25 protein-coding genes and 1 pseudogene are annotated in these 21,911 nt (G+C 39.6%); 4 read left to right on the top strand and 22 right to left on the bottom strand.

What is annotated here, in order from left to right; all coding sequences use genetic code 11:
* Positions 1 to 7: 7 nt before the first annotated feature.
* The 10 genes and pseudogenes from J2S05_RS17605 to J2S05_RS17560 form a co-directional block, all read right to left on the bottom strand.
* Positions 8 to 1,330, bottom strand: coding sequence for a short-chain fatty acid transporter (locus tag J2S05_RS17605; protein WP_306985120.1), 1,323 nt, complete (start codon positions 1,328 to 1,330; stop codon positions 8 to 10).
* Between the two features lie 32 nt (positions 1,331 to 1,362).
* Positions 1,363 to 2,677: pseudogene (locus J2S05_RS17600) on the bottom strand (GntP family permease).
* A gap of 54 nt (positions 2,678 to 2,731) precedes the next feature.
* Positions 2,732 to 3,508 (bottom strand): 3-hydroxybutyrate dehydrogenase, encoded by a 777-nt coding sequence (locus J2S05_RS17595; protein WP_306985118.1) that lies wholly within the window; start codon positions 3,506 to 3,508, stop codon positions 2,732 to 2,734.
* A 198-nt stretch (positions 3,509 to 3,706) separates the two neighbouring features.
* A complete protein-coding gene (locus J2S05_RS17590; protein ID WP_306985116.1) occupies positions 3,707 to 5,071 on the bottom strand; it encodes a sigma-54 interaction domain-containing protein in 1,365 nt (454 codons plus the stop codon).
* 37 nt (positions 5,072 to 5,108) lie between these two features.
* Positions 5,109 to 5,810, bottom strand: coding sequence for a class I SAM-dependent methyltransferase (locus J2S05_RS17585; protein ID WP_306985115.1), 702 nt, complete (start codon positions 5,808 to 5,810; stop codon positions 5,109 to 5,111).
* A 26-nt stretch (positions 5,811 to 5,836) separates the two neighbouring features.
* Positions 5,837 to 6,178 carry a zinc ribbon domain-containing protein YjdM gene (locus J2S05_RS17580; RefSeq protein WP_306985114.1) on the bottom strand — a complete coding sequence of 114 codons (342 nt, stop codon included), beginning with the start codon at positions 6,176 to 6,178 and terminating at the stop codon, positions 5,837 to 5,839.
* A gap of 56 nt (positions 6,179 to 6,234) precedes the next feature.
* Positions 6,235 to 6,972: an SRPBCC domain-containing protein gene (locus J2S05_RS17575; protein ID WP_306985112.1), complete on the bottom strand. Its 738-nt coding sequence runs from the start codon at positions 6,970 to 6,972 to the stop codon at positions 6,235 to 6,237.
* A 156-nt stretch (positions 6,973 to 7,128) separates the two neighbouring features.
* Positions 7,129 to 7,659 (bottom strand): dihydrofolate reductase family protein, encoded by a 531-nt coding sequence (locus tag J2S05_RS17570; protein ID WP_306985109.1) that lies wholly within the window; start codon positions 7,657 to 7,659, stop codon positions 7,129 to 7,131.
* Between the two features lie 134 nt (positions 7,660 to 7,793).
* Positions 7,794 to 8,450, bottom strand: coding sequence for a Type 1 glutamine amidotransferase-like domain-containing protein (locus J2S05_RS17565; protein WP_306985107.1), 657 nt, complete (start codon positions 8,448 to 8,450; stop codon positions 7,794 to 7,796).
* Entirely contained in the window at positions 8,447 to 8,599 is a 153-nt protein-coding gene (locus J2S05_RS17560; protein ID WP_306985105.1) for a hypothetical protein, read from the bottom strand. Before J2S05_RS17560 ends, J2S05_RS17565 begins: the two co-directional genes overlap by 4 nt.
* Before the next feature lie 161 nt (positions 8,600 to 8,760).
* Here J2S05_RS17560 and J2S05_RS17555 point away from each other — a divergent pair, with 161 nt between their 5' ends.
* Positions 8,761 to 9,432: an NAD(P)H-dependent oxidoreductase gene (locus J2S05_RS17555; protein WP_306985103.1), complete on the top strand. Its 672-nt coding sequence runs from the start codon at positions 8,761 to 8,763 to the stop codon at positions 9,430 to 9,432.
* Between the two features lie 47 nt (positions 9,433 to 9,479).
* Here J2S05_RS17555 and J2S05_RS17550 read toward each other — a convergent pair whose 3' ends face one another.
* Positions 9,480 to 10,601, bottom strand: a complete 1,122-nt coding sequence (locus J2S05_RS17550) for an NADH:flavin oxidoreductase (protein ID WP_306985101.1) — start codon at positions 10,599 to 10,601, stop codon at positions 9,480 to 9,482.
* 156 nt (positions 10,602 to 10,757) lie between these two features.
* Positions 10,758 to 12,086 (bottom strand): hemolysin family protein, encoded by a 1,329-nt coding sequence (locus J2S05_RS17545; protein WP_306985099.1) that lies wholly within the window; start codon positions 12,084 to 12,086, stop codon positions 10,758 to 10,760.
* Between the two features lie 451 nt (positions 12,087 to 12,537).
* Here J2S05_RS17545 and J2S05_RS17540 point away from each other — a divergent pair, with 451 nt between their 5' ends.
* Positions 12,538 to 14,745, top strand: a complete 2,208-nt coding sequence (locus tag J2S05_RS17540) for an MMPL family transporter (protein WP_306985097.1) — start codon at positions 12,538 to 12,540, stop codon at positions 14,743 to 14,745.
* Positions 14,746 to 15,175: 430 nt separating this feature from the next.
* On the opposite strand, the gene J2S05_RS17535 is transcribed toward J2S05_RS17540, so the two are convergent.
* Together J2S05_RS17535 and J2S05_RS17530 are read right to left on the bottom strand one after the other, a co-directional pair.
* Entirely contained in the window at positions 15,176 to 16,009 is an 834-nt protein-coding gene (locus J2S05_RS17535) for a GNAT family N-acetyltransferase (protein WP_306985095.1), read from the bottom strand.
* A gap of 144 nt (positions 16,010 to 16,153) precedes the next feature.
* The gene (locus J2S05_RS17530) at positions 16,154 to 16,744 is read right to left on the bottom strand and encodes a TetR/AcrR family transcriptional regulator (RefSeq protein WP_306985092.1); all 591 of its coding nucleotides are present in this window, start codon (positions 16,742 to 16,744) and stop codon (positions 16,154 to 16,156) included.
* Between the two features lie 153 nt (positions 16,745 to 16,897).
* Between J2S05_RS17530 and J2S05_RS17525 the strand changes: the two genes are divergently transcribed.
* Together J2S05_RS17525 and J2S05_RS17520 are read left to right on the top strand one after the other, a co-directional pair.
* A complete protein-coding gene (locus tag J2S05_RS17525; protein WP_306985091.1) occupies positions 16,898 to 17,242 on the top strand; it encodes an alpha/beta fold hydrolase in 345 nt (114 codons plus the stop codon).
* A 171-nt stretch (positions 17,243 to 17,413) separates the two neighbouring features.
* Positions 17,414 to 17,683, top strand: a complete 270-nt coding sequence (locus J2S05_RS17520) for an alpha/beta fold hydrolase (RefSeq protein WP_306985089.1) — start codon at positions 17,414 to 17,416, stop codon at positions 17,681 to 17,683.
* 76 nt (positions 17,684 to 17,759) lie between these two features.
* On the opposite strand, the gene J2S05_RS17515 is transcribed toward J2S05_RS17520, so the two are convergent.
* The 8 genes from J2S05_RS17515 to J2S05_RS17480 form a co-directional block, all read right to left on the bottom strand.
* On the bottom strand, positions 17,760 to 18,356 hold the full coding sequence (locus tag J2S05_RS17515; protein ID WP_306985087.1) for a GNAT family N-acetyltransferase: 597 nt from the start codon (positions 18,354 to 18,356) through the stop codon (positions 17,760 to 17,762).
* On the bottom strand, positions 18,346 to 18,909 hold the full coding sequence (locus tag J2S05_RS17510) for a GNAT family N-acetyltransferase (protein ID WP_306985085.1): 564 nt from the start codon (positions 18,907 to 18,909) through the stop codon (positions 18,346 to 18,348). The genes J2S05_RS17515 and J2S05_RS17510 overlap by 11 nt, the downstream gene beginning before the upstream one ends.
* Before the next feature lie 27 nt (positions 18,910 to 18,936).
* Complete coding sequence (locus J2S05_RS17505) at positions 18,937 to 19,374, bottom strand: hypothetical protein (protein WP_306985083.1); 438 nt, start codon at positions 19,372 to 19,374, stop codon at positions 18,937 to 18,939.
* Positions 19,375 to 19,377: 3 nt separating this feature from the next.
* Entirely contained in the window at positions 19,378 to 19,806 is a 429-nt protein-coding gene (locus J2S05_RS17500; RefSeq protein WP_306985081.1) for a GNAT family N-acetyltransferase, read from the bottom strand.
* 87 nt (positions 19,807 to 19,893) lie between these two features.
* Positions 19,894 to 20,292, bottom strand: coding sequence for a 2'-5' RNA ligase family protein (locus J2S05_RS17495; RefSeq protein WP_306985079.1), 399 nt, complete (start codon positions 20,290 to 20,292; stop codon positions 19,894 to 19,896).
* Positions 20,293 to 20,447: 155 nt separating this feature from the next.
* Positions 20,448 to 20,849, bottom strand: coding sequence for an HIT family protein (locus tag J2S05_RS17490; protein ID WP_306985077.1), 402 nt, complete (start codon positions 20,847 to 20,849; stop codon positions 20,448 to 20,450).
* A gap of 107 nt (positions 20,850 to 20,956) precedes the next feature.
* Positions 20,957 to 21,406: a GNAT family N-acetyltransferase gene (locus J2S05_RS17485; protein ID WP_306985225.1), complete on the bottom strand. Its 450-nt coding sequence runs from the start codon at positions 21,404 to 21,406 to the stop codon at positions 20,957 to 20,959.
* Between the two features lie 180 nt (positions 21,407 to 21,586).
* On the bottom strand, positions 21,587 to 21,868 hold the full coding sequence (locus J2S05_RS17480) for a hypothetical protein (RefSeq protein WP_306985075.1): 282 nt from the start codon (positions 21,866 to 21,868) through the stop codon (positions 21,587 to 21,589).
* Between the last annotated feature and the right edge of the window lie 43 nt (positions 21,869 to 21,911).

Below are 21,911 nucleotides of genomic sequence, written 5' to 3'. Positions count from 1 at the left end.
CTTGTTTTTATAAGAATAATAGCCCTATTGAAATTGGGATAAACGACCAAAACAACAGAATGACGCAAAAGCCCATAATATCGCGTACTTTTAAGCCCGCAATCGCTAAGATGGGAAGAGCCCAAAAGGGTTGAATCATGTTCGTCCACGCATCTCCCCAAGCAACAGCCATTGCAATTCTAGCTGGATCTGCTCCAAGCTCAAGTGCCGCTGGAATCATAATCGGACCTTGCACTGCCCACTGTCCTCCGCCAGACGGAATAAATATATTAATTAACCCTGCACTGATAAAGGTCAGCAAAGGTAATGTCTGTTCAGTTGAGATTTGGACAAACCATAGGGCAATTTTATCCGACAAGCCTGATGCAACCATCATTCCCATTATTCCCGCGTAAAAAGGAAACTGAATGATGATTCCTCCTGCATTCTTCACAGCTTCGGTTACAGATTGCAGGAGTCTTTTAGGTGTACGGTGAAATAGAATCGCTAAGAACAAAAACGTGAAATTCACAATATTAATGTTCAGGTCTAATCCGTTTTGGCTAAAGTAGAAAATTACATATCCAAGTCCAGTCAGTCCAATGATCAAAGATAAAATCTGGCTGTTTTCTAACCTTTCAGCTGGTGTATGTGCACTTGTTGCTGCCTCTTCCTTTTTTGTGCCCAAATCAAGAAAAGCCGGATCAATTTGCTGGGTTTGATTGGTTGCTTTTAGAGACAATGCATTTAGAATAGGTAGGCTAACAAATAACACAGCCACGATAAACAGATTGTAGGGTGTGAACAACGTTTCAGAGATTGGAATAACGCCAAGGCTATCCACTAAAAAGTGATCAGATGTAGCAATGGTTAAAGGAATCGATGCTGATAGACCTCCATGCCAGACAAGAAAGCCACTGTAAGCAGAAGCAATAAGTAAGCGGTAATCAACCGTTGGCACCTGTCGTGCAACATGTTTGGCAAACAAAGCTCCAATGACCAATCCAAACCCGTAATTAATCAGACAAGCAGTCAGTGCCACGATGGTCACAAGAACAATGGCCTGCACAGGAGTGTGAGCAAACATCGAGAGTCGTCTTAACAATAGGGTGACAGCTGGTGCACTTGCTAACATGTAACCTGTAATAACAATAAGAGACATCTGCATCGTAAATGCTAGGAGATCCCAGAAGCCATCTCCCCAATGAGTGACCATATCAACAGGTGAACTGTCTGTCATCCCAACTCCAAGTAAAAACACCAGTACTGTTAAGATTAAAGCAAAGATAAAAGCATCAGGCAGATAGCGTTGAACCATTCGATCAAAAAAACGAATGACGGGAACAAACATAACGCTTCCCCCTTTCTAATTTAATAGGAGAACTACATCCCTAACGAAAATAGAATGATTGCTAGTACAACTCCAAGAAGCGGTACAACAACGGTTACAGCACTAAATGAAGCATAAGCTGCTTTATGAGTTTCCCCGCATATTGCTCGAATGGTTGTAACCACATACCCACCGTGAGGCAATGTATCCAATGCCCCAGAGGAGATGGCTACGACTCGGTGAAGTGAATCAGGATCCACTCCTGCATCTAAGTAGTGAGGTGCAATTAGTGGCAGAGCAATTTGCTGTCCACCTGATGATGAACCCGTTAATCCAGCTATGACACCAACTGCTACAGCGGCTCCAACTAATGGACTCCCAGGAAAATGAGTCACGACATCAACCGCTGCCATAAAGGCCGTTGTTTGCTGAGCAACTGCTCCGAATCCAACAACAGCAGCTGTATTCGTAATGGCTAGCAGCGCACCCATTGTCCCCCCCCGAAGCCGACTCCCAGACGTTATCAAGATACTTCCGATTAAGCGCCCAAGCCGCAACGATCCCACTAGTTAAAGCGATAATAAGGGCCGATGTTCCAAGTGAATCATGAAAGATAAATGAAATGACTAGCACAACTAATAGTGGAATAGCAGCTAACAATGGGTTTGGTAACTCCCTTTCCTCCACAACTGGATCTCCTTCTCTTACATCAAAGCTTTCACCTTTCGCAACAGCTCGATAGATGATCTTCTTTAACCACCAGTAACCAAATACAATCATGAATAGTGCTACAATCGCACTGACCTGCCATGCGGCATATGCTGTAGTACCTAAAAATTCAATAGGAATCCAGTTTTGTATCTCTGGCGAACCTGCCGAAGTCATCGTAAATGTTACGGAACCAAAAGCCAGAGTTGCTGGAATAAAACGTCTTGGTAGATTAGCTTGTTTAAATAGGCTAAGAGCTAAAGGAAAAACGGAGAATCCAACAATAAACAAACTGACTCCGCCATAGGTTAAGATGGCACATGCCGCAACAACTGCCATAATGGCATACTTTGTTCCGAGCTTATCTACAACAAATTTAGATACGCTATCAGCAGCACGAGCATCTCCCATCACTTTTCCAAAGATGGAGCCAAGTAAAAACATGATAAACCAGTTGGCAACAAATCCAGAGAAACCTTGCATATAGTTACCAAGCATGTTCGGATCCCCATCACCCACTAATTGAGGAAACAAGGGGATGCCACTGAAAACAGCGAGGAACAGAGTCGAGAGTGGCGCAGCAATTAACAAATTCATACCGCGCATCGTTAACACAATCAAAAGAGTTAATCCGCCAATGAGTCCAATCATGCTAAAGATCATGAAATATCCCTCTTCTCATATAGTCTATCAACAAAGTAAAGCGCTTACAATTTATTGAGCTGTATATCCTCCGTCAATGACAATGGCCTGACCTGTCACACCACCCGCTAAGTCACTAGCGATAAACATCGCATAATCCGCCACTTCCTGCACAGATAATAATCTCTTTTGTGGTACTAAAGGATAAATGACCTCTTCCAATGCTTTATCAAGAGTGACCCCTCGATTGTTCGCCAAATCCTTTAACTGGTTACGAACAAGAGGGGTATCGACATAACCTGGACAAAGGGCATTTACCGTAATGCCATGAGAAGCTGCCTCTAGTGCTGCCACCTTCGTTAACCCTATGACACCATGCTTTGAACTGTTGTACGCAGCTTTTCCTGCAAATCCTACAAGCCCATTTATGGATGACATATTAATGATTCGCCCAGACCCTTGCTTCTTCATAATTGGAAATACATGCTTAGTCGCCATAAATGGTGCAACTAACATAATTTTTGTAATTAATTCGAAGGTTTCAGTTGGAAAATCCTCCATTGAAGCTACGTGCTGTAAGCCCGCATTGTTTATTAAAACGTCTAGTCTTCCATACTGCTCAACTGCCTGATCAAGAGCTTGAGTCAGTTCACTCTCCTTTGTCACATCACATTGTAATCCCAAGCAGTCAAACCCAGATTTTTTTAATTCGTCAACGGCTAAGGTGACTTTTTCTTCATTTATATCTGAGAAAATAACCTTTGCCCCATTTTTTAGAAACGCCACACCAATCTCATGACCAATGCCACTCGCAGCTCCCGTAATGAATACAACTTTATTTGATACCATCTATAATCCTCCCCTTCGCAAATGTTTTCATATATCCTCTTGCAATAAGTGTGCCAACTTATAAAACGCCGAAAGATCGACATTAAAAAGATCCCTTTTCCATTTTTGCGGAAACAGGGATCTACAAAGAACGATGTAAGCACTTACAATATTCCTTATTCCAGGTATCCAGAATATTTTCCAGAATATCAGAATACGTTACAGACCATATTTTTTAATCTTCTCATACAAACTAGACTTTCCTATCTTCAAATCACGCGCTGCTTTTGACTTGTCTCCGTTTACCTTTTCTAATGCATGTCTTATCGCTTTTTTCTCCGTTTCACAGAGAATATCCTGCAAGCTTCCGGTTTGATTAGATCGGTTATCAGCTACCCGCATCCGGTCAGGAAGGTCCTCTAGCTTGATCATTTCAGAGCTTGTTAAATGGACCGCTGATTCAATCACATTTTCAAGCTCTCTTGCATTACCTGGCCATTGATAGCTATAAAAACAATTCATTACATCATCATCAATATCCATCACTCTTTTTCCTGTACGTCGTGTGATTTTATGAAGAATGTATTTAGCAAGCACTAGAATATCCTCAGGTCTATCTCGTAATGCGGGAATCTGCAATTGCACAACATTAATTCGGTAAAATAAATCTTCTCTAAATTTCTGTTGTTCAATAAGCTTTTCTAGCGGCTGATTGGTTGCTGCAATAATTCTTACATCAATATTCTCCAGTCGAACAGAACCAACCGCCTCAATTTCACCCTCCTGAAGAACACGTAAGATCTTCACTTGAGCACTTAATGGCATGTCACCAATCTCATCCAGAAAAAGGGTTCCTCCATCAGCCAGCTGAAACTTCCCTGGTTTGCCTCCTTTTTTGGCTCCAGTAAAAGCACCCTCTTGGTAGCCAAAGAGCTCCGACTCAAGTAGATGTTCTGGAATCGCAGCACAATTGACTTTAATAAATGGCTTTGTGTTTCGTTCACTTAAATGATGAATGCTATGAGCGAATAATTCTTTGCCTGTCCCACTTTCACCTCGGAGCAGGATTGAGACATCACCGGTTGCCAGCTTTTTAACTTTTTCCTTTAAACGATTCATTTTCTCGGAACTGCCAACAATATCATGGAGCGAATATGTCGCACCATACTGACCCTTTTGTTGATTTCGATAGTGTTCGAGCTCGAGGAGGAGATCTTTAATGTGGCTGTTCATGCTCATCCATTCCTTCGTATCACGGAACAGAACCGTGCCAACTGCACCAACGACAACTCCTTTTGAGCGCACAGGAATACGATTTGCAACCATATGATTTCCCCGAATAAATTGAAGATCTGCAATCTCTTCCTTTCCCGTCTCTGCTACAATATGCATCCGTGAGTTCTCAATCACATCCGTGACATGCTGACCAATCACCGAATCCTTCTCTCGATTAAGAAAATGACAATAGCTATTATTCATATAAGTCACAAATCCATGCCTATCAACAACTACAAAACAATGGTAAGCGTCTTCAAAAACGGTTTCGAATATCTCATCCTTATAGTCGTTATCTAACGGAAACATTTATAGCACCTCCAGAGAAAGTTTGTAAGACCAAGTCTCAGATCTTTATCACCAGCATTGAATTAGCATTCGCATGAAATTCATAATTTGATTTCACTTCCTTCACCACACATCCTGCTTCAGTCAAGAACTGAATCACTTCATCTAGGTGGTTGTACCTTTGACCTTCAAGATCAACCAAAGGAAAGATTCGAATCTCTTCTTTTGTCACTCTCAATAATTCCTTCATTGTTTTAAGGTGAAAGGTTAGATCAAGCCGGTCACTGTACATAAAAAGAAAATGAGCAGATAAGGTTAAATCAAATGAGTGATCTGGAAATGGTATAGAAGGCAGAATGGCTGGAACATAACGATCTTGATTAGCATTCATATCATCTACACAATCAGTTAATGCCTTTAACCGATGTCTTCTCAACTCTTCCACATCACTAAAATAATCCCATCTATACGCATCTTTTGCCTTTGCTAGATTATTCATCGCATAACGAATGTCTTCCAATCCTTTATTCTTCAGATCATCACTCAAATGCGTATAGGCAATATCACTCGCTGTAACGTCAATCCCTAACATGCTCGCACGTGCAGTAAATGAACAGGCCCCCGCTGGACAATCTAAAATCTTCTTATCTTGAAGATCACTTAGATCCAGGCGAAACATATCCATGTATTCCTCATAGGATCTACCAATAAAAATAATACGATCTAGTTCTAGGTAGTTCTTAGTCTCATCTCTGCTCAACTCGCTCACCTCTTCTAAAGAAAGATTTATACCTTCTTTACAAACTCTGATTTTAAGCTCATTGCACCAAACCCATCAATTTTACAATCGATATCATGATCGCCCTCAACTAAACGAATGCTTTTAACCTTCGTTCCCATCTTCACAACAGATGAGCTACCTTTTACTTTTAGGTCTTTAATCACTGTAATCGTGTCCCCATCAGATAATACATTTCCATTCGCGTCCTTAATTACCTTCTCAGCTGTTTCCGACTCGGCCTCAGCTGAAGTCGACCACTCATGTGCGCATTCAGGACAGACAAACAAACTTCCATCCTCATAAGAATATTCTGATTCACACTGTGGACAATTTGGTATTTCATTCATGTTTATTGTTCTCCATTCTATTAGGTTCTATAGTAAGTAAATCATTCGTTCTCATTTTAGGCAACCGGATATTCGTCTCCATATTTTTTCTGTAAGAGCGGAATCCAAATAGTCTCCACCCATTCAAAAAAACCTGCTTCGGCCTCTTTAAAGCTATCTGCACGAAATAAATGAACTCGATCTTCACCCCATTCATAATCAAAGTGTTTTAATAAATTGTAAACGTCATGATGATCATGGCTTAATAAAACATCCCATGTGTTGTCTTCATTTAGATGAAGATCACCAATTACGCTGTATTTCCCGTCTTCTGACTCATAATAAACGTCCCATAACCTATCATTATGCTCATGAACATAGTTAACAAACTGTTGGTATATATCTTTATACAGAAACCTGCTCAACCAGCCGAATAACTTAGTTAACACCTTGTACTTTATGTTACTTGGGGTGATACTCGCCTGAACTTTCAAATGGGTCCCTTCAGTTTCTTCTGATAATTGGTACCTTGTAATACTTACGCCCTCCTTTGTCTCTGTTTTTATAGTAGCTCGAAAAGGAGGCTTATAATCAGTCAGTTCTGCTTCAAACGTGTATTCTTTGTTACCTACTTTTTGAACAGTTTGATAGGTAGAGCCTACTTCTAGTTCATCCTCAGAATGTTTCTGATAAATGCTTCTTACAATTAACTCATTCCAATGCTCAACATGCTCGTCTTTATTTAAACAAGTAAATACAAAGTCAATCGGTGCATCAATTAACTCTTCAAACGAAAATACTAGAATTTCTTTCATTCTTTTTTATTCTCCTTTTACATAATTGTTTTGTCGTGTCCATTTACTTCTTCGGCTTCCAAACACTTTTTTATAAATCTCATCCAGTTAAACATGTAAAAAAAAGATCCAACCCTGCATGAGCCATCGCAAATGCTTGGTTGGATCTCTTCTTTTTTATGTGGAAAGATCATAATGTAGTTCTACAAATTGGTTAAATGTTCTTGTACCTTTTAATCGCCAATTCAGTTGATAGTCTCCTTCTGGGAAAAGACGAATTCCTTTTCCAATCAGAGTTGGTGCCACTGTAATAATCATTTCATCCACCTGCTCTGCATCTAAAAATGATTGCAGCAACCCACCACCTCCTGCGATCCAGATATTTTTACCTTCCTGCTGCTTTAACCTATTGAGTAAGCTACTAATTTCTTCATTTACAAATGTAATGTTTTCTTTCTCTTCTTGTTCTGTGGAAGTCGTAAATATATAACACTGCTTTCCCTTATAAGGAAATTCATCTTCCATTTGTGTAGAGATCCAATCATACGTTTTCCTACCCATTATTACGGTATCAACGGTGTCATAAAACTCAGCGTATCCATTATCTCCTTCGCCCTCAACATTAAACAACCATTCCAATGACTCTTCCTTTGTTGCAATATAACCATCTAAACTTACCGCAATAAAAAGAACGACCTTACGAGACATTTTATCACTCTCCAAAAAACGAATATACGTTCTCCTTATATTACCCCTATCATACTCAATTTATCAAGTGCTCCCAGCAGGTATCAGTCCTGAAAATCATTAAAAGCAGCGGATATACCTCTCCCCTGCTTTTTTCATTTTTTCTTCACTACCTCATAGCCTTGACCCTTGCCTTTTGTTGACTGAACGGAGCGATGTAGTGATTCGTTTATAAAATGCAGAGCTGTTCCATCATTAATCCCATAGCCTTCCATGATTCCTCCTTCTTTCACTAACGCTTCATAGAAAGGTCGTCTCTTTTCTTCTCCATCATAATGAGGACAAGCGCTACCTTTTAATAAGCCTAGTCCATCAATTTTATACAAAGGTCCATTAAGTGGGTCCGTTAGTCCTTGTTCAAACCAACAAATCGCACCCGCACTTATTCCTGCTAAAAGGATCTCTTTTTGGTAAGCCTTTATAAGAATCTCATCTAAGCCCCATTCCCTCCAGAGGATCAGCATGTTCCTTGTGCTGCCACCACCTACATACATAATGTCTTGCTCAAACACAAATGCTTCTAGGTCCTTAAAGTTTGCATCAAACAGAGACAAATGTGTTGGGGTGCACGGCTTATGTTTAAACGCATCATAAAAACGTTTTATGTAATGATCCTGATCACCGCCAGCTGTTGGTACGAAACATATTTTTGGATTCGCAGTTCCAGCTTGGTTTACTATGTAATCATCTAAAGTGGGGTTGTCGGGCTCCATTGAAAAGCCACCTCCACCAAGAGCAATAATTTGTCTCATGATTTTTTTAACCTTTGATTTGTCATGACTCCCACATTAAAGACAGTAAATGGATCTGCACTCCATCGGCCGATAAAATTCATAAACACCACAATAATAAACATCAGTGAAGATAAGCTAACAAGAATAAAACTCGCTGAACTGTTCAATGAAGAAACCTCCTTTAACATTTACTCTACCTTAGCCCTTCTAGATAAACTCGTTCATACCTTCCTAGAAAACGAAATATGTCGATAGTGCGAATTCCTTGTTTATTAGTACATTCTTCGCTACCCTTTAGTTGACATCATATAAAAAAGGACTGAAAAACATGACCAAGACAAACGAGAAACAACAAGAAATTTTGGACGCTTATCATTTTAGACATGCAACAAAAGAATTTGATTCCACCAAGAAAATCTCTGAGTCTGATTTTGAATTTATATTAGAGACAGCTCGGCTTTCTCCAAGCTCAGTTGGCTATGAACCATGGAAGTTTGTCGTTGTTCAGAACCCTGAAGTACGAGAGAAATTGAAAGATGTGACTTCTGGAGCTATCCGTCAACTAACATCCGCTAGTCACTTTGTGCTCATTCTTGCCCATACAGAGGCTCGCTATGATTCAAGCTATGTTTCCTATATTAATAAGACCGTTAAAAAGCTTCCTGAAGAGACTATCAAAGAACTTGCTCCGCGATATAAAGCCTTTCAACAAGATAATCAGAATCTCTTTGAATCCGAACGATCACTGTTTGACTGGGCAAGCAAGCAGACCTATATTGCACTAGGCAATATGATGACCTCTGCTGCGCAGATTGGTATTGATTCCTGCCCGATTGAAGGCTTTCAACCTAATAAAGTAAATGACATTCTGAAGCAAGAAGGCATTATCGACACTGATACTTGGAAAATCTCAGTCATGGCCGCATTTGGATACAGAGCTTCAGAACCAACGAAAACAAAAACCAGACAGCCATTGTCTGACATAGTAAAATGGGTATAAATCAGAAAAAAAAGCAGTTCACACTATGGGTGAACTGCTTTTTCATATTATGACAATGTTTTTGTTGACTCTTGGGAGTACGGTACAGCTTTCTCCAATTCTCCATCCTTAAGCTTTGAAGCCCATTCTGGATCTGCTAAGAGCGCACGACCAACTGCCACTAAATCAAACTCATCCTGCTGCATTTTTGAAATGAGTTTCTCAATATTCTCAGATATCGATGTTTCATTAGCTGCTCCATTTTCATCTCTAAATGCATGATCCAAGCCTAAAGAACCGACTGTGATCGTAGGTTTTCCTGTTACTTGTTTAGTCCAAGCTGCCAGATTCCATGAATCGGATTCCTCTGCAAACTCAGGCTCCCAGAAACGTCTTGTCGATGCATGAAATACATCAACACCTGCTTCTGATAATGGTGCCAGTAGCTGTTTAAGCTCTTCAGAGTTATGCGCGAGTTTTGCTCCATAATCTCCGAGCTTCCATTGAGAATAACGGAAAACAATTAGAAAATCTGGTCCTACAGCTTCTCGACAAGCTTTTATCACTTCTTGAGCAAATGTGGTACGTCCGACTAAATCGCCACCGTATTTATCCGTTCGTTTGTTGGTTTTCTCCCAAAGAAATTGATCGATTAAGTAGCCATGCGCTCCATGTAGCTCTATTCCATCAAATCCAACTTTTTTGGCATCCGATGCAGCTTGCGCATACGCAGCAATGATCTGCTTGATCTCTTCTTCCGTTAACGGATCCGTCACTTTATTTCCAGCTAAGTCAAGCCCAGAAGGACTAACAGGCAATGCCTTTTCATTAGGTAGTTCACCTATTTTACGGGCGCCACCAACATGCCAGATTTGCGGAATGATCAAACCACCAGCCTCGTGAACTTCATCAACTACATGCTTCCATCCTGCAAGTGCGTCTTCTCCGTGAAAACGTGGAATATCCTGATGACTTACAGCCGATGGATGATTAATCGCCGTTCCTTCTGTAATAATTAACCCAACTCCATGTTCAGCTCTTCTACGATAATAGGCAGCAACGTTCTCATCAGGCACTCCATTCGGAGAAAAAGCCCTTGTCATAGGTGCCATCGCAATCCGTGTTGGTACAATGACATTGCCTAGAGCAACTGGGTGAAATAAGAATTCTTGATCTTTTATTTTACTCATAATTAAAACTCCTTATTTCTTCGTATTTTTTATCACGTATCTTTACCAATTTTCACTACTATACAGCTTAGCTGATTTCTATGTCCAAATTTCTGCTCAGGATCTCGTCACGGCAAATAAAAAAAGCCGCACCCTCAATGGATACGGCAACTTCTATTATTCTTCGTCAATCTTATCTTCATCCACTGGTGTAAGGTACACATCAATGGTTTTAACTTGATGCCCTTCAAACTCATTTATTTTAAATGAATATTGATCAAAGAATAGCTCTTCCTCTTCTTTTACATCATATTTCTGAGTTAACATCCAGCCACCTATCGTATCAGCATCCTCTTCCTCAATGTTCATCTGAAGCAGCTCGTTCACTTCAGTAATCATGGTTTGGCCGCTGATTCGATAGTAATCGTCATCTAGTTGAATGACATCTGGTTCTTCTTCTTCATCAAATTCATCATTGATTTCACCGACAATTTCTTCAATGATATCCTCCATTGTAAGAAGCCCCGCTGTTCCACCATATTCATCAAATAAGATGGCCATATGGTTTTGATTTTTCTGCATAACAACCAAAACATCTTTGATTGGAACGGATTCAATTACAGAAAAAACAGGACGAATGAACTCTTCAATGGACAGTTCTTTTGTTTGGTCAACGACTATATTTGATAACAGTTCACGAACATTTATAATGCCAAGTATATGGTCTTTATCTCCGTTTACTACAGGATAACGAGTATACTTCTCTGAACGGATCACTTTAATAATATCTTCTATAGGATCATCTACAGAAATGGTGACCATCTCTGGTCTTGGTACCATAATTTCTTTTGCAACTCGTTCATCAAAATCAAAGATTTTGCTAACATAATTAAATTCCGATAAATTAATTTCTCCACTTTTATAGCTATCTGAAAGAATTAATCGCAATTCTTCCTCACTATGGGTCACTTCATGCTCACTCATTGAATGTAATCCCACTGCTTTTGTCAAAAGACGCGCAGATCCGTTTAATACCCAAATAAATGGATACAACAAGCGATAAAACCAAATCAATGGTCGTGAAATCCAAAGCGTCACTTGCTCCGCTTTTTGGATAGCCAGTGTTTTTGGAGCAAGCTCCCCAATAACAACGTGCAAAAACGTTGCAATACCAAAAGAAATGACAATAGAAATAGTGGTAACTAAGCCTTCACTAATAGCCAATTCTCCAATGATTGGATGTAGCATTCGTTCAAATGTAGGCTCAGCTAAACGTCCAATACCTAGTGCCGTAATCGTTATCCCTAGTTGGCAAGCTGATAAATATTCATCTAAATTAGATACAACTCTTTTGGCTGCAAGAGCTCGTTTGCTCCCACCTTCAATGTGAGGTTCAAGCTGTGTGCTCCGAACTTTAACAATAGCAAATTCAGAAGCAACAAAAAAAGCGGTTAAGGCAATCAAAGCTGCCACACCAAGTAAATTAATAATCGTTGCAATCTCCAATAAGTTCCCTTAATGTAAGGGATTCACCTCCGTAAATGATTTAAAGTCTAAAGAACCTGCTGTTAATCTATTCACCTGAACATATTTAACTACGGCCTCTCCACCATCAAATCACCTACTTTCTGATTACATCCATATTCACCTCATGAATGAGGTACTAATTACTTATTATACACATTCATATGACATTACATTAAGTATTTTTAACAAAAGTTCTCATCTTGTTGAAATAAAATGAACATTCTCGCAAGAAAGTAGCGACCATCAACTCTTATTTAAAGAAGATTTTTCAATGTACATCATTCATTCCCTTGGAAATGATGCTTTCAATCCTTCAGAAAACTTATCAATTGATAAGTCGTCTCTAACATGGTATAACCCTTGTAGATTCTTTTTTTGCCTCGAACTTATCGATTGATAAGCAATCTATTATACTTTTAAAGGAGATCATATGAAAAATTTCATCACGCAAGCATCAAGAGCTATTGTCGGCAAAAAAGGTCGATGGATTACGCTTGGTATATGGGTAGCGCTAATTGTAGCTTTACAGCTGTTATTGCCCGCCTCTGGGGATTACACAGATGACACGACTGAACCTCTACCAGATGATCAGCCTTCCATTATAGCTGCAGATATTATGCAAGAGTATTTTCCAAGTAGTGATGGGCTACCTGGTTTAATTACATGGTACCGTGAAGATGGTATCCAGGAAGAAGACCTTGCAGCCATTCAGGAGCTCTCTGCAAGTCTGACAGAAGACGAGCTCAATGCTCAGGAAGCCGTTGTTCCTTATCAGGATATTCCGTACCCTGCTTTGCAGGAGATGATTTCTGAAGATGGAACTACCTTTATACAAACCATTTTGTTTCAAAGTAATGTATCATCTGATGAAACAAAAGAAGGGTTAACTCAATTAACAGAACGAGTAAATGACCAGCTCAATGAAAATCCATTTGAGAGTTCACTGGACTCAGATGAGTTAGTTGCTCGTGTAACTGGGCCTGCAGGAATTAGTGTTGATGCTACGGAATTATTTGAAAATGCCGATGTATCACTTTTAATTGGAACCGTGGTCCTAGTGCTTGTCTTTTTACTATTAATTTATCGTTCTCCTATCCTTCCATTTATTCCGTTACTTGCAGTAGGCGCAGCGTATGCGGTAGCTACTCCAATATTAGGCTGGATGGCAAAGTCAGGTATTATCTCGTATGACTCTCAAGGGATAGCGATTATGACCGTGCTTTTATTTGGGGCCGGAACTGATTACTGTCTATTTCTGATAGCAAGATTCCGATTATTTTTATATGAAGAACAGAATCGACTAAAAGCGATAAGGCTTGCTCTTACTGATACAGCAGGTGTGATTGGAATTAGTGGACTGACCGTCGTATCAGCTTTAATGGCTTTACTCATTTCACAGTATGGTACCATCCATAATTTTGCTGTTCCATTTGGTTTATCCATCTTTGTGATGATGATTTCGTCCATTACTCTTGTTCCTGCTCTTCTAAGTATGATTGGGCGTATGGCTTTCTATCCATTTGTACCAAGAACCGAGGAGATGGAGCATAAGAGAGCGAAGAAAAAGAATAAGAAAGTGAAAATTCATAAGCAATCTCGCTTTTGGCATCGAATTGGTGATTTCGCTGCTCAAAAACCAATTCGTACGATTGTCATTACACTTGTATTATTAGTGGGTAGCTCACTATTTGTGACTCAAGTTCAATACTCCTATGATACGTTATCTTCTTTTCCAGAAGATACACCATCTCGTGAAGGTTTCGCTCTCATCAGTGACGCTTTTGGATCTGGTGATTTAGCACCTGTACAAGTTGTTTTTGATACGGGTGGAGAGGATGTAGATTTAACTGAGGAACTAGGTGAACTCGGTGGAGTTTATAACGTTGAAGAACCTGAGGTCAGCGAAGTAGACGACCATCTTGTTATGTATCAATTGGAATTAACTGAAAACCCATATAGCAATGAAGCGATGGATGATTTAGAGGCGATTCAAGCAAATGTTGCTGATCTCAAAGATCAATACAACCTTAACGAAGTGTGGATAGGCGGTCAAACGGCCGAGCAAGTGGATCAACGTAGCATTATTGAAACAGATGAATTTAAAATCATTGCACTGGTCGTTGTGATTATCTCTATTCTATTGTTGATTTATCTACGTTCAATTACAGCTATGATTTATCTAGTTGGAACGGTTTTAGTATCCTATACCAGTGCATTAGGACTTGGTTGGGTTATTCTGCACTACGGATTTGATGTACCATCCATTTCGGCATTAATCCCAATCTACGCGTTTGTGTTTATTGCTGCACTTGGTGAAGATTACAATATCTTTATGATCTCAAACATCTGGGAGAAGAAACGCAAACTTCCACTAAAACCTGCGATTCGTGAAGGTGTTGGTCAAAGTGGAGGCGTAATTACCTCAGCAGGCGTAATCTTAGCTGGAACATTCGCCGTCTTAACGACTCTCCCAATCCAAGTTCTCGTTCAGTTCGGATTGATCACAGCCATTGGTGTGCTGCTTGACACCTTTATCGTTCGACCATTGCTTGTACCTGCCATTACCAGCTTACTTGGAAAGTGGGCATTCTGGCCATCTAAGCAAATGGAGAAGAAATCTGCTGATACAGAGAATTAGGAAAGAGGCCGTTTCGTAAGTCTCAATATATAGAAAAACTGGCGGAATGGGCTCAAGCTCATTTCGCCAGTTTTTTTAGGGTTCTTGGTACATTTTCAACCGTCGTGATTCCTTTGTGTTTCCTCTTACTAAATCCTCAAAAAATACAATTCGGTTAATAAACATGTCCATTTTTATTTCTTACCCTTTTTGACCTAGCCTGAACACTTCGCTCTCTTGGTAAAGCTGACTTTCCCCTTGATGAAACCAGGGGAACTCTTGGTGTCGCTCTTCGGCTCTTGGCAAATTTATGTCCATCTTAGTTTTAGATAGATCTCTCTTGATAACGGGCTCTGCCTCTTGGTGAATCTATACCCGTATTGGTTACAGCTGCAATCCTCTTAGTAAGACCCGCTTGCTCCACTTACAGATTCCAAACTCCCTACTCTCTCTATGTATTCTTTACCGTCCCCTGATGAAAATACAGCTGCCATCTCCCATCAATATGCTTCCATATCGAGCTGCGAAGAGTCTGACTGTTTTTAGTCTTATTATCTATACGATACGTTGTTAAAACGGCATTTACAGATAAACGTCGTAAATTAAATTCATGTATGCTCATCTCATCTAAGAACACACCATCCGTTAAACACTCTTTTTTGTTGTACATTCTACCTGAACTGCCTATTTCAACAAAATCATCAGCTAAAATGAATCCTAGCTTTTCGGACGACACACGAACATCAGGACGTAAGTGGCTTTCCTCCAGCTCACGAATTTGTTGTATAAACTCACTTTCATCCAATTCAGTGACCATTGTAATAGACGTTCCTTCTATCCCAACCTCCACGAATCCTAAGCTTTTATAAAGATTCACTGCCTCCGAATTACTAGGGTCAACACTTAAAGAAAGCCTATGATAGCCATCCTCTTTTGCTTGTTTTAAAATGGCCAGCATTAATGATCTCCCCATACCTTGACCTCTTCCTGCTTTATTCACAGCAAGGCCAAGCTCAGGTGTATAATCATCGACATACCCATACCCTCGTTCTGCTTCTTGAAGCAGTCTAAACCACACAGCACCGATACGTTCCCCCTCACTATTTACAGCAAGTAGTGCCCGATCTCCAGCTCTGCCCCAATTCGTATGGTATTTCAGCATATCGCTTGAATAGAGCAGCTCATTTAATGGTGGTTTCTTTGATTCATCTATAAAAATGGATTCATACAGCATCTCTAGTAAAAATGAATGCTCATCTGCCTGTAAGGTTCTAATCTCAAACATAATAAACCGCCCCCATTCAATATGGTCTTGATCGATGCCCTCAACCTCTTGATACGTCTCTTTTCATCTTGATTTCACTGCTTATCCTCTTGCTCACAGTTCGTTTCCCCTCACCTTTAAGCATGGTTCATGATCAACCTATGTTCATTCCTTCCCTCTAACCCCATCAAAAAACACAACTAAAAGTTCCTTATACACACGTCTTTTTTCTTCCCCATCAGGCAATTGCTCTAGATTTTTCATAGCCTGACTGCTGAACAATTGAATGTAAAAAAGCAGTGTCTCAACAGAAAGTGATTGATTAAAATATCCCTTTTCTTGTCCTTGCTTAATAAACTGCACCATTAACGGTGTAATTTTCTTTTCATATGCTTGAAGAATGTTAGCCATTTCAGGATCACTTGAAACAAATGAGTCTAAAAACGACAGATTCATACTATCAAATGCCTTATCTTTTTTAGAGAAAAACCATTCCACCTTCTCCATAAATGGGAGCTCGGACAGTACAAGCTCCATAAAAACTTGATACTGCTCATCCATGTATGATTCTAAAACGTATAGGCTTAAGTCTTCCTTACTGCCAAAGTAGTTATATATCGTTACCTGAGATACATTTGCCTCTTCCGCAATTTCTTTCATACTCACCTTACGCATCCCATTTTTCATAAATAATTGCAATGCGGTTCGCCAGATGGTTTCTTTCTTACGCGCTTTTCGCTTTTCAAATCCGTTCATACAATCCACCTCCTCTTAAGCATACTAAAATTTATATACTTATTAAATAAAATTAGTTCAAAACTAATTGTAAAGAAAGTGCGCATCTTGTATTCTATATTTATGAACTTTTCTTGATTTTATATTTCATAAATTATTATAAAGGAGTTTTTTATGCCTGTAGTAACTTTAAATGGAGTAGATTTGTACTATGAAATAAAAGGAGAAGGTCCACCTCTCATTTTCACTCATGGACATTCGATGAACCATGAGCAGTGGGAACCGCAAGTGAATGCATTATCTTCTTTCTATCAAATCATTACCTGGGATGCTCGTGGACACGGTCATTCGACTTTGCCACCTGGTCCTGTTGATCCCCGCGATTTTAGTAGGGATTTACATAGTCTTATAGACTACCTTCAGCTTAAGAGCGTAGTCTTATGCGGCTTATCGATGGGTGGACATATTTCTTTACAAACGGCTTTATTTTATCCGGAGAAGATTCGAGGACTCATATAAATTGGCACACCTTATACGAATCAATTTAATTGGTTCGAAAAATATGCAGCTCCATTTAGTTTATTATCTCTTCGTTTACTCCCATATATGTGGACAGCTAGCATTACTGCTTCTGTGATGTCGAAGGTAAACCGAGGAAATAAAGCATACATTAAAAAAAGCTTTCAGCAGATGACTAAATCAAAGTTCCTTCGCCATTGGGCTGGAAATCTTAAAATGGAAAGTCGAGAGCAGCTTCATCACATTAAGTGCCCAACACTTATACTCCATGGGGAGCAAGACAAAATGGTAGCCAGACAGCAACAGATCTTATCTACATCAATACCTCATTCACTCTTTCAACCTATTAAACATGCTGATCATTTAACAAATCGAGATAACCCAGAGGACGTTACAAAAGCGATTCACACGTTTGTTAAGGAACTAACTCCTTATGCATGATTACAATAATTACAATATGAAACATGCCATCTCCAACACATTCAGCCCTGCCACTATTTAAGGCAGGGGGCATTCATCATCTGGTCACCTTTAAATTTTTGATAAAACAAACACATTCATGGATTCTATTACTTTTCTTTTCTATTGCTGACGGATCATCACCATTATAATGAGCAAAAATAATCTCTGGTGTAAAGTTTGATTCAAAACCCTTCATCACCCGTTTAACTTCAGCATGCCCTTCAAAATACACATGGTAATAGGCATCTGTTATGGTAAATTCAGATTTTCTGTACCAGGCACGGACCCATTCATCATCTCGAGTCCATGCCTCAAAATAGTTTATACCCAGCTTTGCCGCTAATTTCTCTGCTTCAACTAGAAGCTGACTGCCTACACCCATTCTCTGATAATCAGGATGTGTAGCAATATGCCAAATCATACCTCCTGTTTTCTTCGTATGAGAACAGACCTTTTGTTCACTTGTATCATATTCAATATCGATTAGACCAACCACTTGGTTATTTTCTATTGCCACCAATTCGATCGAGGGATTATTGTACGTTTCCTTTTGAGTTAGAACGTTATCGTAGTAGGCGGTATCTAGAAAAGATAGTACACGGCACCTAACCCAACTAACCTCATCACTAGATACATAGCTTCTAATCTCCATGAACGGACTCCCCTTTGTATTCCTGCTCTAACATGCTATAAAGCCATGAATCCCTCCATGTTCCATCCTTGAGCAGAAGATTTTCACGTAATCTTCCCTCTTGAATCATTCCGATCTTCTCCATCACTTTGGCAGATGCTTGATTTCTAGGATCACATTTGGCAAAAATCCGGTGAAGCTTTAGTTCTTCATAACCAAGCTCAAGTAAAAGCTTTGCAGCCTCCGTTGCGATACCCTGTCCCCAATAGTTCGGGTGAACAATATAAGCGATTTCGCCACTCTTATTCGTACGATCGCGTATTAATAGTTCTGCACATCCTATACAGGTCTGAGTGCTTGTATCCACTATAGCAAAGGCATATCTATGTCGTGGGTGCTTTAAAGAGTCACATACAATTTGCTTAACAAATGCTTTTGAGTCTTCTATTGAGTTCGGGCCCCACGTTTGATATTGACAAACTTTTTTTTGGCTTGCATAATCATGTACTTGCTCCCAATCTGACTCTTTAAATTCACACAAACCTATATGTTTTGATTGTAATTGGACCTTCAATTATTCCCCTCCTTACCCTTAATTCATCTACTCTTGCCATCTTATTAGATCCATAGATTCTAAGTACCGTGTATGCTCATCTAGCTTAGGGGAAGCAAACCAATCAGTAGCTATGTCACTGGAACCGTACTTAATCGTATGAATCACGCTATCTGCTGACATATAGATGTTGTGAGCAAGGAATGGCTTTACCTTTACATCTTTACCTTGATTGAGTATCCTGATCTGCACTTTATCCTCAGTAGTTAATTCTGCAAAAGCAATCCAGCCTTTTTGAACAACATATAGTTCCGTTATCCCTTTATGAAAGTGACTATTCTGCCAAGCACCCTGTGTAGACTCAGTACGACAGTACGAGCTTCCATCCTCATGTAATAGCCTGAATCGCCTCTCTCCATTTCCCATCGTCTCATGTTTCGTATAAATCCCATGCTGCTTAGCTTGATCGTCATTCATCATTCCCACAGTCTACCCCCCTATCTTTTTCCTAAAGACCTGCTGCCAGTTTATGTTCTCGTAGCCTATCTGGTTATAAAATTGATGCGCCTCTTTTCGTTGTCCACCAGAACGAAGTCTAATCTCTGAATACCCATGTTTCCTCGCCCATTCTTCACATTTTTTCATTAGTTGTTGACCAATTCCTTTTCTTCTCTCTTGACTATCTACAACTAACCCTCCAATCTCCGCATACTCTAATTCGATTAAATGTTTTCCAAGCACATGCGCCCAGCCTAAGATTTTTCCTTCTGTCGATTGGTAGACAAAGATCCCATCACTCTTTGCTTTGATCAACATTGATAATCGTTCTGTCGCTATTTTTTCATCTAATTGATAACCCATTTGTAAACACAAGGTAGCTACTGAGTGTGAGTCCACTAATTCAGCGTCTCTAATCATTGCGTTACCTCCTAGGCTGAGAAATTGTTTTTTCAAGTTTAGGCTGCATGATTAGTACTTTCATACATCGTTCACCTCTTCATCTTTTTATTGACCAAACGCAAAATCTTCAATCACTTGGATCTGTCCATCTGCAGTGTACTCAACTAATGTTAGCGATGTAAGCGTCTGATGTAATTGAACTTGATCAGACTTATACGTCTTCATAAATGCTTGAAACTGAGATTCATCTAAATCTTCCATGGCTAATGTAATATGTGGCACCCAATTACTTGGTTCATATAAATGAAAAACTTCCTCGCATGTACTTTTCAAAAATTGGTGTACATGTTTATGAAGGGCAGCTAATTCTAAGGATTTCATCACTTCCAGATAAATTGTTGAATGACCAAAAGAATGAAGAAGACCTGTTTCAATGTCTACTGCCCTCAAAGATTTTGTAAGATCATGCAGACCTTTCTTTAGCTGATTCAGATCACTACACATTCCACCCTGAAATCCAATATTAGGATGAGCAAAGGATTGAACGCCGGTTGAATTAAAATCCTTTTCGAACAGGTGCTAGTACTCAAGAACTTGCTTTCTTGCATCCCCAGTAAGGCATGAGCAAACACCTATCTTTTTCACACGTTACCATCCTTTCATTTCCTGCTATTATCTGAGCTCTTGAATAAGTAACGAATTCCCTTACCTGCAAGGGGTTCATCTTTGTATCTTGGTAAAACATGCATATGAGCGTGAAAAACATGCTGTCCAGCCACACTCCCGCAATTCCAACCAATGTTATACCCTTCAGGTTGATACCGATTATCTATCCAACCTTTTACTTCCTGAAGTAAGGAATATGTATCTTGCCATTCTCTTTCAGTTAGATCAAAGACCGTTTCTCTATGTGCTCTTGGCACAATGATTCCTGCTCCTTCAAGTGGCTCCCCATCATGTTGAGCAGACTTCAATTGTAGAAACATACAGCTAGTATTGCTCAGGATCACCGTCTGATCTGGCTCCCTCTCAGGGTAACAACATTCACAACTTTGAATCATATGTATAACCTCCTACTTCTAACTGTGTTCCATACTCAGTGTCAAAATCCTTCAAAAAAAACCAACACTGGATTCAGCGTTGGTTTCTTCATCTAATCAAAATTTCTCTACCCAATAATCTTATAGTATAAATTGGTGGTCTCAAGTGCCCCATCAGAATTACTTGCGAAATTAGGAATTGCCCCTGCTTGAATATAGCCTATACTTCGATATAATCGGTTTGATGGGTCCCCTTCTCGTGTATCTAATACGAGTAAAGATCGATTTTTTTTGATTGCTGTTTTTTCTATTTCCTTCATTAGCGCTCTACCCACACCCGCTCTTCTTAACTTTGGGTTGACTATTAATTTACAAATCTCTGCTCGATGCCAGCCATTTGGTTTATTCACTAAATCCAGATGAACTGTTCCGGCTAATTCATGATCTATAAACGCCAGTAACAATATTTTATGTTCATCTATTTGAAGCTGTTTCCAATATTGTTCAGCCTCTTCAAGCTGCATAGGTGATAAAAAACCAATAGATGCTCCTGCATTCACTGTATCTTGGAGGATCATCGCTAATTCTTTTATATAGGCTTCAGTAGATGTCACTTCTTTTATTTCTATATTCAATGATGAAAGCACCTCCATTATTGTATTTTACCTCTTGGATCTGATCTTATAAACATTTAACGTAAGATATCCTCACACTCACAAAAAAAGACACCCGCCTTCCAGCAGATGTCTTTGACTATTCTAATCGATCTTGCTCTCGTTTTCCGGAATATGGTCTTCCAAATGCTTAGTCTCATTCTTCTTCTTTTTAATATAGAAATACGACCAGTAGAATGAGCCGACGATACCTGGTAGAACCGTAACTAGAAATGTCGTTCCAATGGATAGATCAGCGACTAATCCATCCGGCCAAATAGCTTGAACGATAAAAAGAACACCAGTACCAACCGCACCTGTAATGAATCCCCCGCCTATTGCAAACAAGATCCAGATTCCTAGATAATTACTCTTTTTCGATTTCATTTCAACCATCCCTCTACCATAAAACTAGTTTGTTTTGTCTCTA

The sequence above is a fragment of the Alkalicoccobacillus murimartini genome (genome assembly GCF_030813245.1).
GTDB lineage: Bacteria > Bacillota > Bacilli > Bacillales > Bacillaceae_D > Alkalicoccobacillus > Alkalicoccobacillus murimartini.
The sequence above is the reverse complement of the archived record's forward strand: the minus strand, read 5'-3'. Positions and strand labels throughout refer to the sequence as shown.

What these genes read in the sequence shown, in the direction of transcription:
- J2S05_RS17605 (WP_306985120.1), bottom strand. Translation starts at nt 1,330, where the DNA reads ATGTTTGTTCCCGTCATTCGTTTTTTTGATCGAATGGTTCAACGCTAT.
- J2S05_RS17595 (WP_306985118.1), bottom strand. Translation starts at nt 3,508, where the DNA reads ATGGTATCAAATAAAGTTGTATTCATTACGGGAGCTGCGAGTGGCATT.
- J2S05_RS17590 (WP_306985116.1), bottom strand. Translation starts at nt 5,071, where the DNA reads ATGTTTCCGTTAGATAACGACTATAAGGATGAGATATTCGAAACCGTT.
- J2S05_RS17580 (WP_306985114.1), bottom strand. Translation starts at nt 6,178, where the DNA reads ATGAATGAAATACCAAATTGTCCACAGTGTGAATCAGAATATTCTTAT.
- J2S05_RS17575 (WP_306985112.1), bottom strand. Translation starts at nt 6,972, where the DNA reads ATGAAAGAAATTCTAGTATTTTCGTTTGAAGAGTTAATTGATGCACCG.
- J2S05_RS17570 (WP_306985109.1), bottom strand. Translation starts at nt 7,659, where the DNA reads ATGTCTCGTAAGGTCGTTCTTTTTATTGCGGTAAGTTTAGATGGTTAT.
- J2S05_RS17565 (WP_306985107.1), bottom strand. Translation starts at nt 8,450, where the DNA reads ATGAGACAAATTATTGCTCTTGGTGGAGGTGGCTTTTCAATGGAGCCC.
- J2S05_RS17555 (WP_306985103.1), top strand. Translation starts at nt 8,761, where the DNA reads ATGACCAAGACAAACGAGAAACAACAAGAAATTTTGGACGCTTATCAT.
- J2S05_RS17550 (WP_306985101.1), bottom strand. Translation starts at nt 10,601, where the DNA reads ATGAGTAAAATAAAAGATCAAGAATTCTTATTTCACCCAGTTGCTCTA.
- J2S05_RS17540 (WP_306985097.1), top strand. Translation starts at nt 12,538, where the DNA reads ATGAAAAATTTCATCACGCAAGCATCAAGAGCTATTGTCGGCAAAAAA.
- J2S05_RS17535 (WP_306985095.1), bottom strand. Translation starts at nt 16,009, where the DNA reads ATGTTTGAGATTAGAACCTTACAGGCAGATGAGCATTCATTTTTACTA.
- J2S05_RS17530 (WP_306985092.1), bottom strand. Translation starts at nt 16,744, where the DNA reads ATGAACGGATTTGAAAAGCGAAAAGCGCGTAAGAAAGAAACCATCTGG.
- J2S05_RS17525 (WP_306985091.1), top strand. Translation starts at nt 16,898, where the DNA reads ATGCCTGTAGTAACTTTAAATGGAGTAGATTTGTACTATGAAATAAAA.
- J2S05_RS17520 (WP_306985089.1), top strand. Translation starts at nt 17,414, where the DNA reads ATGACTAAATCAAAGTTCCTTCGCCATTGGGCTGGAAATCTTAAAATG.
- J2S05_RS17515 (WP_306985087.1), bottom strand. Translation starts at nt 18,356, where the DNA reads ATGGAGATTAGAAGCTATGTATCTAGTGATGAGGTTAGTTGGGTTAGG.
- J2S05_RS17500 (WP_306985081.1), bottom strand. Translation starts at nt 19,806, where the DNA reads ATGATTAGAGACGCTGAATTAGTGGACTCACACTCAGTAGCTACCTTG.
- J2S05_RS17495 (WP_306985079.1), bottom strand. Translation starts at nt 20,292, where the DNA reads ATGTGTAGTGATCTGAATCAGCTAAAGAAAGGTCTGCATGATCTTACA.
- J2S05_RS17490 (WP_306985077.1), bottom strand. Translation starts at nt 20,849, where the DNA reads ATGATTCAAAGTTGTGAATGTTGTTACCCTGAGAGGGAGCCAGATCAG.
- J2S05_RS17485 (WP_306985225.1), bottom strand. Translation starts at nt 21,406, where the DNA reads ATGATCCTCCAAGATACAGTGAATGCAGGAGCATCTATTGGTTTTTTA.
- J2S05_RS17480 (WP_306985075.1), bottom strand. Translation starts at nt 21,868, where the DNA reads ATGAAATCGAAAAAGAGTAATTATCTAGGAATCTGGATCTTGTTTGCA.